This window comes from Burkholderia sp. HI2761, from assembly GCF_002223355.1.
Classification (GTDB): domain Bacteria; phylum Pseudomonadota; class Gammaproteobacteria; order Burkholderiales; family Burkholderiaceae; genus Burkholderia.
In genome coordinates, this window is record NZ_NKFN01000007.1 from 1,380,546 (window position 1) to 1,393,504 (window position 12,959).

Genomic DNA, 12,959 nt, shown 5'->3' on the forward strand with positions numbered 1-12,959 from the left:
GCGCATGCCGTCGCGCGTGTTTGCCGTTCAGCCAGCGGCGTGCCCGTGCGGTTCGGCACGCATCGCGTCCACCATCCATCGCAGCGTTTCGTCGAGCGGCGTGACAGGTAATTCGCCCACCGCGCGCCGCAGCTTGTCGCGCGACCCACTCAGGCTTTTCACTTCATTGTGTCGCACGAAGCGCGGATCGATCGTCACGTCGATCACGTAGCCGGCGATGCGCGACAGCATCGCCAGCACTTCCTTCAGCGAATACGCGCGCTCCGAGCAGACGTTGAACGTCTCGCCGGCCGGCGCGGCTTCGACCAGCTTCAGATAGGCGGCCGTCACGTCGCGCACGTCGGAGAAATCGCGGCTCACGTCGAGGTTGCCGAGCGAGATCCGCGGTGCGTTGGACGCGTAGTGCGCGACGAGCTTCGGCAGCAGATACGCGTCGCTCTGGCCGACGCCCGTGTAGTTGAACGGCCGCGCGATCACGATCGGGAGCCGGTCGGCCCATAGCTTCGCCGCATATTCCATCGCGAGCTTGCTGACCGCGTAGTCGTTCGCCGGGGCAGGCACGACGGCTTCGTCGAGCACGCCGGCCGTCGAGTTGCCGTAGACGTTCGCGCTGCTCGCCAGCAGCACGGCCGACGGGCGGCGGTCGAGGCCGGCGAGCGCCGCCAGCAGGTTGCGCGTGCCGACGATGTTGACCGCGTAGGTTTGCGACGGCTCGTCCTGGGCGACATGCGCGCGCGCGGCGAGATGCACGACCGCGTCGGGTCGTGCGTCGGCCGCGGCTGCGCGCATTGCCTCCGCGTCGAGCAGATCGACGGGCAGCAGCGTGCAGTGTGCGAATGCCGGATCGGCCGGGCGGGGCGTGCCGGGCGCGACCGTGCCCCAGACGTCATAGCCGGCCGCCTGCAGGCGTTCGGCCATGTAGCGACCGGTGAAGCCCGTCAGGCCCGTGACGAATGCACGGCGCGACGGACGCCCGGTTTCAGAACGTGTCATGGTGTTGGTTCCGCGTCAAATCCGCTTCGACCATCATCTGGCAAAGTTGTTCGAGCGTCGTCTTGGGTGCCCAGCCAAGTTTGCTTTTCGCCTTGTCCGCGCAGCCGATCAGCAGGTCGACTTCGGCCGGGCGGTAGAACTTCGGGTTCACTTCGACGAGCACGTTGCCGGTCGATGCGTCGAGGCCGCGCTCCTGCTCGCCCTTGCCGGTCCATTCGATCTGGTAGCCGGCCGCCGCGAACGCCATCCGCACGAAGTCGCGCACGGTTTCGGTCCGGTTGGTTGCCAGCACGTAGGTGTCGGGCTCGTCGGCCTGCAGCATCCGCCACATTCCTTCGACGTATTCGAGCGCGAAGCCCCAGTCGCGTTTCGCGTCGAGATTGCCCAGTTCGAGGCGCGTCGCCTTGCCCAGCTTGATCTTCGCGATCGTGTCGGTGATCTTGCGCGTGACGAATTCGCGGCCGCGCAGCGGCGATTCGTGGTTGAACAGGATCCCGCTGCTGCCGAACAGGCCGTACGACTCGCGATAATTCACGGTCATCCAGTGCGCGTACAGTTTCGCGACGCCGTACGGGCTGCGCGGATAGAACGCCGTGGTTTCCGTTTGCGGAATGGCCTGGACCTTGCCGAACATCTCGGACGTCGACGCCTGGTAGAAGCGCGTCTTCGGGCTCACGACGCGAATCGCCTCGAGCAGGTTCAGCGGGCCGATGCCGGTCACTTCGGCGGTCGTCGCCGGCTGGTCGAACGACACGCCGACGAAGCTTTGCGCGGCGAGGTTGTAGAGCTCGTCCGGCTGCGTGCGTTCGAGCAGGCGCAGGCTCGAACCGGCGTCGGTGAGATCGTGTTCGACGAGCGTCAGGTTCGGATGCGTATCGACGCCCAGTTCGGCGATGCGCCAGAAATTCACCGAGCTGGTGCGGCGGTAGGTGCCGGTGACCTCGTAGCCCTTGTCGAGCAGCAGTTTGGTCAGGTACGCACCGTCTTGCCCCGAAATTCCGGTGATGATGGCCTTTTTACGAGTTTGGCTCATGGCGTTGTCCTGGTAGAAGCGATGGATGATGAAATTCAGGCGGTCGTGCCGGCGGCAGCCGGCACCGCGCGGCGCGCAGGCCCGCGCGTCAGGCGCCGTTCGAAGCCGTACCAGCTCAAGGTCGCGTAAGCGAGCGTGATCGCCAGCGCGAGCGCGGCCGTGACGAAGCGGTTCAGGTGCAGCGGCCACAGCGCGTACAGCACGCTCAGGTGGATCAGGTAGACGGTGTAGCTGACGGTGCCGACGTACACGAGCAGCGGGTTCGTCAGCACGCGCTGCACGAGGCCGCGGCCGCGCAGCGCGATCACGACGATCGACGTGCACAGCAGCAGCGAGATGCTGTAGAGCGCCGCATTCGACGTCGGCGTGTTCGCCGCACGAAAGCGCGGGAACGACAGGTGCAGCCAGCCGAGAATCGCCAGCGACACGAGCGCGCCGACGATCGCGAGCGGATAGAACGGCTCCAGCGCGCGCCGGTCGCGGCGCAGCACGATCGCGAGCAAGGCGCCGGCCGCGAGCAGGTCCATCCGGAACGGCGTCAGGTAGTAGATCGGCCAGAACGAATCGAACCACGGCGTCGCGATCGCGCGCAGCACCGGTGCCGCGACGATCAGCGCGGCGGCGACCCACAGCAGCGCGCGTTCCGAGCACCAGAGCACGACGAACGGCCAGAAGATGTAGAACTGCTCCTCGACCGCGAGCGACCACAGCACGTTCAGGCTGTCATGGCCGATGCTGCCGAGCGACAGCCCGATATTGGTCGAGAAGAACGCGAACCACGGCCAGTGCGGCAGCCAGCTCGCGCCGAACAGCAGCGTCGACACCACCAGCAGCAGTACGTACGGCGGCAGGATGCGGCGCACGCGCCGCGCATAGAAGTGGCTGAAGTACGACTGCCCGCGCGCCTTACGATCGAGCAGGATGCCGGTGATCAGCAGGCCGCTCAGCACGAAGAACAGATCGACGCCCATCCATAGCGGCGCCTTCAGTGCGTGCTGCAGGAACACGGCGCCCACGGCGATCGCGCGCAGCCCGTCGAGCTGGACGATGCGGCCGTGTTGCGGCGGGGCGAGGTCGGCGGGGCGCGACAGGGCCGTCATCGCGCGGCTCCTTCACGACCCGCATCCGATGCGTGTACGTATTGCATGCCTTTAAATGGAATATGGAATCGAAATCGATTCTAGGGAAAATAAATCGGTAAAAAAACGCGCGACATTTATCCGCCGACAAATATCAAAATGCCGTTTATTACGGTCGCGTGATGAAAGGTTGGCACCCGGGCGGCCACGACAGGCGGCGCGGAGCGGAATTTTCTACATGGCAGCGACTGAAAGGCGGTCGTTATTGCCGTTTCCGGACGTCATTTACACGCTGTTCCGGTTCGATATTTCAGGCAGAAACATCCCCAAATATTTCCAAATTTCTTGTGATTATTTTTGCTTGTAACCTGCATCGCGACGTTTGAAACCCATTTAGCGACAGGGCGCGGCCGCGGGCGATCCGTGGCGGCGCCGGCCGCTGTTGCATCGAGTCTGGAGAAGCGCATTGCGACGTCTGATTCTGGTTGGCATGACGGTATGCGCGGCGCTGCTGACGAGCGCCGTGCCGGCCGAAACGGTGTTGCCCGCGACGACGTCGTGGATCGGCAACACGTTCGGCTATGGCGACGGTACATGGACGCAGATCGACATCCGCGCGATCGCGGTGACGCCCGAGGGCAAGGTGTATACGAATGCGCCGTGGGACGAGAGCGGCGCCGAGGCGAGCGTCTACCAGGACGGGAAGATGCTCGGCTTCGCGGGTGGCACGCACGGCTGGGGCAATCTCGGCGGCAACGCGATCGCGGTGAACGGCAAGTACGCGTATGTCGCGATCGGCGTGGGCAACGAGCGCGGCCACCTGCAGTCGCCCGGCATCTGGCCGGACAAGGGCAAGCAATGGTTCGGCATCTCGCGGCGCACGATCGGCGACATGAAGCAGCCCGCGCCGTTTCGCGCGTCGCCGCAGGTCGCGCCGGGCGGCCGCGCCGATGCCGGCCGCGCGCGGATGGCCGCGAGCTTCATGATGATGAACGAGGTGCCGGCGCCCGCACGTTCGGAAGTGGGCGACGCGAAGGCGGAAGTGGGCGGCCTCGCGGCCGACGACAAGACGCTGTTCGCGACCAATCCGTCGCGCGACGTGGTGGATGTGTACGACGCGGAGACGATGCAGCAGAAGGGCACGTGGAGCGCGCACGAGCCGGGTCGCATCGCGCTCGCGGGCGACGGCACGCTGTGGCTGCTGACCGATACGCTGGGCGGTCCCGCGCATCTCGTGCACGTGCGGGCCGACGGCCGCAAGCTCGAGGACGCGCCGGCGCTGCCGGAAGGCACCGACGCGGTGGACGTGGCGGTCGATGCGAAAGGGCGCGTGCTGGTCGCGGACAACGGGCCGCGCCAGCAGATCCTGATCTTCTCGAAAGGCGGCAAGGGCTATGCGCAGTCGGGCACGCTCGGCGAGCGCGGCGGCATCTTCGCGGGCCCGGTGCCGGGCCGGCCGGGGCCGCAGCGCTTCAACGGGCTGACGGGCGTCGGCGTCGATCGTGCCGGCAACATCTATGTGTCGATGAACGGGATCGGGCCGCGCCACGACACGATCGGCGCGGGGCTCGGCGCGGTGCTGGAAAGCTACACGCCGGACGGCAAGCTGCGCTGGCAGGTGCAGGGGCTGCTGTTCGTCGATGGCGCGTGGCTCGACCCGGCGCGGCCGAACAGCGTGTACACGGGCAACAAGCGCTTCGAGCTTGACCTGTCGAAGCCGCCGGGCCAGGACTGGAAATACGTCGGCTTCCTGTCGAACCGCTTCAAGTATCCGGACGATCCGGTGTTCCACACGGACCAGTATCCGGGCATGCCGATCGCGCGGCGCATCGACGGTCGTACGTTCCTGTACCTGACCGACATGTACGCCGATCACCTGAAGATCTACCGCTTCGACGCGAAGCGCGACGGCGAGGTCGCGATTCCGTCCGGCCTGATCGCGGGCCGTGCGCGGCCGGTCGACAAGGTGCCGAACAAGCCGCCGGGCGGCGACTGGCTGTGGCGCGACGCGAACGGCAACGGCCGGATCGATGCCGACGAGTCCGAGATCAACACGACCGGCAAGGCGAAGGCGGGCGGCTGGGGCTGGTGGGTCGACACGAAGGGCGACATCTGGCGCACGAGCGACGTGCGCGGCATCCACCGCTTCCAGTACGGCGGCGTCGACAAGGCCGGCAACCCGATCTACTCGTACGACAAGGTCACGACCTATCCGATGCCGCAGCCGTTCACGCAGTTGCGCCGGGCGATCTACGAGCCGCAGACCGACACGCTGTACGTGACCGGCTACACGGCCGACGCGCCGCCGCAGCCGGGCATCAACAAGGAAGTGGGGCGCGTGCTGATCCGCTTCGACAAGTGGTCGACGGGCTCGCCGGTCGTGCGCTACCAGGTGGCGCTGCCGTGGAAGCTCGATGCGAAGCCGATCTTCGACCTGATCGGGATCACGGTCGAGGGCCGCTACATCTTCACCGTGGAGCCGGTCGGCAAGATCCACGTGTACGACAAGGACACCGGCAAGGAAGTGGGCGTGATGAGCCCGGGCGCCGAGGTCGGCAAGGCCTCCGGCTGGGTCGACGTGCCCTTCGGCATCAGCGCATTCCGGCGCGAGAACGGCGAATACCTCGTGTTCGTCGAGGAAGACGCGCGCGGCAAGGTGCTGATGTATCGCTGGAAACCGTGACGGGCGGCGCGCGGCTCACGACATCGTCGCCGTCACACAAGGCACAAGCATGGACAAAGGCATACTCAAGAACGTTTCGATCAACTTCATCGGGCTGATCCTGCCGACCTTCGTGTCGCTGGTGACGGTGCCCGCCTATATCCATGCGCTCGGCGTCGAACGCTACGGCGTCGTCAGCCTCGTATGGACGCTGATCGGCTATTTCGGCATCCTCGATCTCGGGATGAGCATGGCCGCGCAGAACCACATCTCGAAGGCGCTCGCGAGCGGCAACGCCGACGAAAGCGCGCGCGTGTTCTGGAGCGCGTTCTGGCTGAATCTCGGCACGGGGATCGCGGGCGGGCTGCTGATCTACTTTGGCGCGTTCGTCTACACCGCGTATTTCACGAAGGTGTCGGCCGCGATGCAGCACGAGGTGTATCTGGCGCTGCCGTGGCTCGCGCTCGCGATTCCGCTCGCGAACGTGTCGTGGGTGTTCGCCGGCGCGATCAACGGCGCCGAACGGTTCGGCGTGTTCAACACGAACCAGACGATCGGTACGTTCCTGTTCCAGCTGCTGCCGCTCGGCGCCGCGTGGTGGATCGCGCCGAACCTGCAGACGGTGCTCGCCGCGGCCGTCGTCGCTCGGCTGATCGCCGCGGTGATGCTCGGTCACGCGAGCATCAAGGTGCTCGGGATCCGGCGCATCGACCCGCCGCAGTGGGGCACCGCGAAAGGGCTGTTCAACTTCGGCGGCTGGATGCTGATCGCGAGCATGACGAGCATGATCGCCGACACGCTCGATCGCGTGATGCTCGGCGCCGGCATGGGCGCGAAGTTCGTCACCTACTACACGGTGCCGCAGAACCTCGTCACGCGCCTGAACATGCTGCCGAACGCGCTGGTGCGCACGCTGTTCCCGCGCCTGTCGGCAGTCGGCCGCGACCATGCCGACACGCTCGCGCGCCAGTCGCTCGAATTCCTGAACGGCGTGTTCACGCCGGTCGGCATCGTCGCGATCTTCGCGCTCGCGCCGTTCCTCACGCTGTGGGTGGGCGCCGATCTCGCCGCGCATTCGGCGCCGGTGGGCCGCGTGCTGGTGATCAGCGTGTGGCTCGTCGGCCAGGCGAGCGTCACGCGCATCCTGATCCAGTCGCAGGTCAACCCGGCCCGCGCGGCATTCGCCGGGCTCGTCGAGATGCCGTTCTTCGTCGGCGGCCTGTGGTTCGGCATTCATCACTTCGGGCTGATCGGCGCGGCGGTGGTCGTCGCGGTGCGCGCGCTCGTCGACTACGGCGTGCTGCTGTACCTGTCGGCGATCCGGATGCGCGCGATCGTGCTCGACATGCTCGCCCATCTCGCCTTCCTGCTCGCGAGCCTGTTTCTGGCGCAGGCGTGGTCGGGGCTCGGCGAGTCGATCGGCCTGTGCGCGGTCGTGCTGGTGCTGAACGTCGCGTGGTCGCTCACGATGACGCCGGGGCTGCGCGCGCTCGTGCGCGACCTGTTTGTCCGTCTCAATGCGAGGAAAACCGTATGAATCGCGATCTGGCGGAACACGCCGTATTGAATCTCGCCACGGCCGATGCCGCCGTGGCCCACGCGGGCGATGCCGCCGCGCTGCACCGCGCGGTGCCGGCAGAACGCGCCGGCGCGCGGCAGCCGGCGCGCGCGCTGCGCGTGGCGATCGTCCACGACTGGCTCGTCACCTATGCGGGCGCCGAGCGCGTGCTCGAACAGATCGTCGCGTGCTTTCCCGACGCGGACCTGTTCAGCCTCGTCGATTTCCTCGACGACCGCGCGTTCGTGCGCGGCAAGCGGGTGACGACGTCCTTCATCCAGAAGCTGCCGTTCGCACGTACCAAGTACCGCAGCTACCTGCCGCTGATGCCGCTCGCGATCGAGCAGCTCGACGTGTCCGAGTACGATCTCGTGATCTCGAGCAGCCACGCGGTCGCGAAGGGCGTCCTGACCGGGCCGGACCAGGTGCACATCAGCTACGTGCATTCGCCGATCCGCTATGCGTGGGATTTGCAGCACCAGTATCTGGAACAGTCGAACCTCACGCACGGGCCGAAATCGCTGCTCGCGCGGATGATCCTGCACTACATCCGCAACTGGGATACGCGTACCGCGAACGCGGTGGACGGCTTCGTCGCGAACTCCGCGTTCATCGCGCGGCGCATCAAGAAGGTCTATCACCGCGACGCGGCGGTGATCTTCCCGCCGGTCGACGTCGACGCGTTCTCGCTGAACGCGGTGAAGGAGGACTTCTACCTGACCGCGTCGCGGATGGTGCCGTACAAGAAGATCGACCTGATCGTCGAAGCGTTTTCGCGCACGCCCGAGCGCAAGCTCGTCGTGATCGGCGACGGCCCCGAGATGCAGAAGATCCGCGCGAAGGCCGGCCCGAACGTCGAGATCATGGGCTACCAGCCGTTCGCGGTGCTGCACGACCGGATGCGGCGCGCGAAGGCGTTCGTGTTCGCGGCCGAGGAGGATTTCGGGATCTCGGTCGTCGAGGCGCAGGCATGCGGCACGCCGGTCATCGCGTACGGCAAGGGCGGTGCGCTCGAAACGGTGCTCGACCCGCAATCGAGCCCGAATCCGACCGGTTTCTTCTTCGACGAACAGACGCCGCACGCCGTCGTCGCGGCCGTCGACGACTTCGAGCGCGCACCGCAGCGCTTCACGCCGAACGCCTGCCGCGCGAACGCGGAGCGGTTTTCCGCCGATACGTTCCGGCAGCGCTTCCTCGACTACGTGGAGCAGGCGCTGCCCGGCTCGACCGCGCAGCGCGGCACGGCCGCCCCGATGCCGGCCGCGCGCGGCCCGGCAACGCTCGTGCTCGACCAGAGCGGCGTGCTCGGCGGCGCCGAGCTGTCGCTGCTCGAGATCATGAAGCACATGCGCGCGAACGCCGACGTGCTGCTGTTCGACGACGGCCCGTTCCGCGCGGCGCTCGACGAGATCGGCGCGCGCGTCGACGTGGTCGAGCAGGGCGCGCTCGCGGGCGTGCGCAAGCAGGGCGGCGTGTCGTTCGGCGCGGTGAAGCAGCTCGTGCGGCTGGTGCGCGACGTCGCCCGGCGCGCGCGCCGCGCCGAGGTGATCTATGCGAACACGCAACGCGCGATGGTGGTCGCCGCGCTCGCCGGGCGGCTCGCGCGCAAGCCGGTGGTCTGGCACCTGCGCGACATCGTCAGCACCGACCATTTCGGCGGCAAGCAGCTACGGGCGATCAAGTACTGCGCGCGGTTCGGCATCACGCGCGTGATCGCGAACTCCGACGCCTCCGCGCAGGCGTTCCGCGCGCTGACGGGTTTCACGCCGCAGCACGTCGACGTCGTGTTCAACGGCATTTCGGCCGAACCGTTCGATGCGCTGGAAGGCGTGAGCCAGGCCGCGCTGCGCGCGCGCCTCGGGTTGCCCACGGACGCCTGGCTGGTCGGTTCGTTCAGCCGTCTCGCGCGCTGGAAGGGGCAGCACGTGCTGCTGGAGGCCGCCGAGCGGCATCCCGACATGCACGTGGTGCTGGTCGGCGCGCCGCTGTTCGGCGAGGACGAGTATGCGGCGCAACTGCACGAATACGTCGCGCAGCACGGGATGGACGAACGCGTGCATTTCCTCGGGTTCCAGCGCGACGTGGCCGCATGCATGACGGCGGTCGACGTCGTCGCGCATACGTCGATCACACCGGAGCCGTTCGGGCGCGTGATCGTCGAGGGGATGCTCGCGCGCCGGCCGGTCGTCGCGGCCCGCGCGGGCGGCGTCGTCGAGATCATCGAGGACGGTGACAACGGGCTGCTCTGCGAGCCGGGCAACGCGGCCGCGCTGGCCGATGCGCTGGCGGCGCTCAAGCGCGACGGCGCGCTGCGCGAGCGGCTCGTCGCGAGCGGGCGTGCGACCGCGGTGCGCCGGTTCGGGACCGAAACCTACGTGGAGCGGGTCGAGAAGATCCTCTCGGATACCGCCAAGGCCGCCAAGGCTGCGAAGGCGAAGAAGTAGCGGCAGCGGTCGGCGCGAGCCGGCGGGAAACGGGCCCCCATGCGGCGTTGCGCTGCGTGGGGGCTTTGCTTTTCAGCGGGTGGAGCGTCGGTCGTGACGGACGGGCGGGTTGCGCGCCCGGGTCGGAGTTGGGCGCGAGCGTGGCCGGTCGTCATCTGGAACGGGATCGGGCCGTCGGGAACGTGATGCGATCCGGCGCCGTGGATATCGCCAGGGGTCGCCACACGGGCCGTGGCGCGGTCGGACAGCAGCAGTCTGCCGGGTCCCTCTCGACCCGGCCGGCAACCGCGTGCCGGCCATGAAAAAGCCCCCGCGCGGCGAGACACCGCGCGGGGGCTTCGACCCGGACGGGCCGACCGACCCGGCCGGCCCGCGTCAGACGGCCTGTTCGGGCGCCGACGCGACGACGCGGGCGGTGCGGGTCGGCTTGAAGCTGGCCGACCACATCATCGCCGGCCGTTCGAACATCCGGTAGAACAGGTACGCCACCGGAATCGCGACGGCCATGAACGCGAACGACGGCCAGATCGACAGTTGCAGTTCGGAGTGGAACAGCACCGAGCCGAGGCAGACGAACAGCGGCAGGTGGACCAGGTACAGCGAGTAGCTGAAGTCGCCGAACCAGCTCAGCACGCGCAGCGGCGGCGTCGGTCGCGGCGGGCGGGCGAGCGCGCGGTACAGGAAGCACGCGAAGCCGGCCGACCACAGCTGGAACGCGCCGTACTGGCCGAAATGGAATGCGCCGCAGCCGGCGGCCAGCAGCACGGCGGCCGCGACGTACCACGCGCGCGACGGCACGACGGCCGTGCCGCGAGACTGCTGCGCGCGCACGTCCGCGATCCATGCGCCGATCGTCCAGGACAGCCAGTACGACGTGAAGAACTGCAGGTCGTGCCGTTCGAGCAGCCACGCCGACGCGACGTTGACGAGCGCGACCGCGGCCACGACGGCCGGCATGCCGATGCGCCGGCGCAGCGCGAACAGCAGCGGGTAGATCGCGTAGAACTGCACTTCGAGCGACAGCGTCCACAGGGCGCCGTTCGACCCGTACGTGTAGCCGGCGACGCCCTGCAGCGAGAACAGGTTCACGAGGAACGCGACGAGGCCGACGTCGCGGATCTTGTGGCTGACGGGCTCGATCTGCAGGCTGACCGCATCGAGCGCGAGCGTGAACAGCAGCGCGGCGAGCAGCACCGGATAGATGCGCGCGAAGCGGCGCACCCAGAAGTTCGGCGCGTCGAGCCGGTACGCGGGGTTGGCCGCGAGCTTGAGCGCCGCGTTGCGGTGGATGCAGTAGCCGCTGATCACGAAGAAGATCGGGACGCCGGCGGAGCCCCACGCGAACGGGAAGGTCAGGTAGCCGGCGATCACGCCCGGGCTCAGTGCATGACCGTAAGCATGATGGAAGCTCTGCATGCCGACCCAGACGACCTGGCGGCAGTGGAAATAGGCGACGAGCAGCGCCGCGAAGCCGCGCATCGCGTCGATCACGTGTTCCTTGTGATCGGCGACGGGCGGCGCGGCCAGAGACGATCCGCTGAAAGCTTGCATGCGATTCGATTCCTTGCGACGGATGGACGGGAAGTTTCATCCAATCGTAATGCGCAAGAATTCGGTCAATGAATAAAAAAATCTCGCCCCGGAAATCCCGGTATTCCACATCATGGATTTATCCCGGTCTGAAAGCAGGCTCTCGACGAGCTCAAATTATTTGCCGATTTTTTTCTGATAATTTGAAGCTCCAGTTGATTGATGCAAGGAGCGGCAAGATGGACATGCATTGGATCGCGAGCGCTGCAGTACTGCTGGTCATGGTCGTGCTGTCGGCGTACCGCGAGGCGCTGAAGAACGAACCGATCCGCCCGGGCTTCGAGCGGGGCGGCGTGCCCTATATCGAGGAATTCGAATCGTAAGAATTTGTATCTGAAAAATCGGTAATTTGTTTCTGCTTCGGCAATCGGTTCGGCAATATCGACCGGCTTGAAACGATTATATTTTTTCAGAAATAATTGGGCAACCAGTTCATATCGAAAATGAGCGGAGTGGAATTGGCGGTGCCGTCGATTCTCGATATGCCGTTCGGAACACAATCGCGCCGGGTCGTGGGTCGACGCGGCGCAGTCAACGCTATCAGGATGCGAACATGTTGAAAGTCACCAGGGCCGTGTTTCCCGTTGCCGGTCTCGGCACGCGGTTCCTCCCGGCAACGAAGGCGAGCCCGAAGGAAATGTTGCCCGTCGTCGACAAGCCGCTGATCCAGTACGCGGTCGAGGAAGCGATCAACGCCGGTATCACCGAGATGATCTTCGTGACCGGGCGCAGCAAGCGCGCGATCGAAGATCATTTCGACAAGTCGTACGAAATCGAGGCCGAGCTCGAGGCGCGCGGCAAGGAAAAGCTGCTCGAGCTCGTGCGCGGCATCAAGCCGAGCCACGTCAACTGCTTCTACGTGCGCCAGCCGGAAGCGCTCGGCCTCGGCCACGCGGTGCTGTGCGCGGAGAAGCTCGTGCACGGCGAGCCGTTCGCGGTGATCCTCGCCGACGACCTGCTGCACGGCGAACAGCCGGTGCTCAAGCAGCTCGTCGACGTGTTCGACCACTATCACAGCTCGGTGATCGGGGTCGAGACGATCCCGCGCGAGGACAGCCGCTCGTACGGCGTCGTCGAAGGCCGGGAGTGGGAAGAGGACATCATCAAGCTGTCGGGCATCATCGAGAAGCCGGCGCCCGAGGATGCACCGTCGAACCTCGGCGTGGTCGGCCGCTACGTGTTCATGCCGACGATCTTCGATCACCTGCGCAAGCTCAAGCCGGGCGCGGGCGGCGAACTGCAGCTCACCGACGCCGTCCAGTCGCTGCTCGCGAACGAGCAGGTGCTCGCGTATCGCTACTACGGCACGCGTTTCGACTGCGGCAGCAAGATCGGCTATCTGAAGGCAACCGTCGAGCTCGCGCTCCAGCATCCGGAAGTGAGCCGCGAATTCGAGGCGTACCTGCGTACCTGTTTGCCCGCGCTGGCTGCCGTCGCTTAAGCGGCCGCGCGCTCCGTCGTTTCAGGTGGTGGTTGTTCCGTTGGCCCCGGCCGCTCGCGCGCCGGGGCTTTTTTGTTTTTGCGGGCGCACGAGCATGGTGCGCGACGTCTGCATGTGGTGCGGGGAATGTCCGGAAGGTGGCGGCACGCGGCACGCGAA

Annotated in this window: 9 protein-coding genes; 5 read left to right on the plus strand and 4 right to left on the minus strand. The window is 66.7% G+C overall.

Annotation, left to right across the window (positions count from 1 at the left end; translation table 11 throughout):
* Positions 1–27: 27 nt before the first annotated feature.
* The 3 genes from CFB46_RS23830 to CFB46_RS23840 are packed head-to-tail and all read right to left on the minus strand — an operon-like array spanning position 28 to position 3,126.
* The gene (locus CFB46_RS23830) at positions 28–993 is read right to left on the minus strand and encodes an NAD-dependent epimerase/dehydratase family protein (protein WP_089501485.1); all 966 of its coding nucleotides are present in this window, start codon (positions 991–993) and stop codon (positions 28–30) included.
* Entirely contained in the window at positions 980–2,026 is a 1,047-nt protein-coding gene (gmd, locus tag CFB46_RS23835; protein WP_027782637.1) for a GDP-mannose 4,6-dehydratase, read from the minus strand. Before gmd ends, CFB46_RS23830 begins: the two co-directional genes overlap by 14 nt.
* 35 nt (positions 2,027–2,061) lie before the next feature.
* The gene (locus tag CFB46_RS23840; protein ID WP_089501486.1) at positions 2,062–3,126 is read right to left on the minus strand and encodes an acyltransferase family protein; all 1,065 of its coding nucleotides are present in this window, start codon (positions 3,124–3,126) and stop codon (positions 2,062–2,064) included.
* 469 nt (positions 3,127–3,595) lie between these two features.
* On the opposite strand from CFB46_RS23840, the gene CFB46_RS23845 reads away from it, so the two are divergent.
* Genes CFB46_RS23845 through CFB46_RS23855 form a run of 3 tightly spaced genes read left to right on the plus strand, consistent with a single transcriptional unit; the run spans position 3,596 to position 9,769 of the window.
* Positions 3,596–5,788: a hypothetical protein gene (locus tag CFB46_RS23845; RefSeq protein ID WP_179235139.1), complete on the plus strand. Its 2,193-nt coding sequence runs from the start codon at positions 3,596–3,598 to the stop codon at positions 5,786–5,788.
* 49 nt (positions 5,789–5,837) lie between these two features.
* On the plus strand, positions 5,838–7,304 hold the full coding sequence (locus tag CFB46_RS23850; protein WP_089501488.1) for a flippase: 1,467 nt from the start codon (positions 5,838–5,840) through the stop codon (positions 7,302–7,304).
* Entirely contained in the window at positions 7,301–9,769 is a 2,469-nt protein-coding gene (locus CFB46_RS23855) for a glycosyltransferase family 4 protein (RefSeq protein ID WP_152777864.1), read from the plus strand. Before CFB46_RS23850 ends, CFB46_RS23855 begins: the two co-directional genes overlap by 4 nt.
* Positions 9,770–10,144: 375 nt before the next feature.
* Here CFB46_RS23855 and CFB46_RS23860 read toward each other — a convergent pair whose 3' ends face one another.
* The gene (locus tag CFB46_RS23860) at positions 10,145–11,320 is read right to left on the minus strand and encodes an acyltransferase family protein (protein WP_089501490.1); all 1,176 of its coding nucleotides are present in this window, start codon (positions 11,318–11,320) and stop codon (positions 10,145–10,147) included.
* 218 nt (positions 11,321–11,538) lie between these two features.
* On the opposite strand from CFB46_RS23860, the gene CFB46_RS36040 reads away from it, so the two are divergent.
* Together CFB46_RS36040 and galU are read left to right on the plus strand one after the other, a co-directional pair.
* A complete protein-coding gene (locus tag CFB46_RS36040) occupies positions 11,539–11,682 on the plus strand; it encodes a hypothetical protein (protein ID WP_162836110.1) in 144 nt (47 codons plus the stop codon).
* 230 nt (positions 11,683–11,912) lie between these two features.
* A complete protein-coding gene (galU, locus tag CFB46_RS23865; RefSeq protein WP_027782643.1) occupies positions 11,913–12,800 on the plus strand; it encodes a UTP--glucose-1-phosphate uridylyltransferase GalU in 888 nt (295 codons plus the stop codon).
* Positions 12,801–12,959 lie beyond the last annotated feature (159 nt).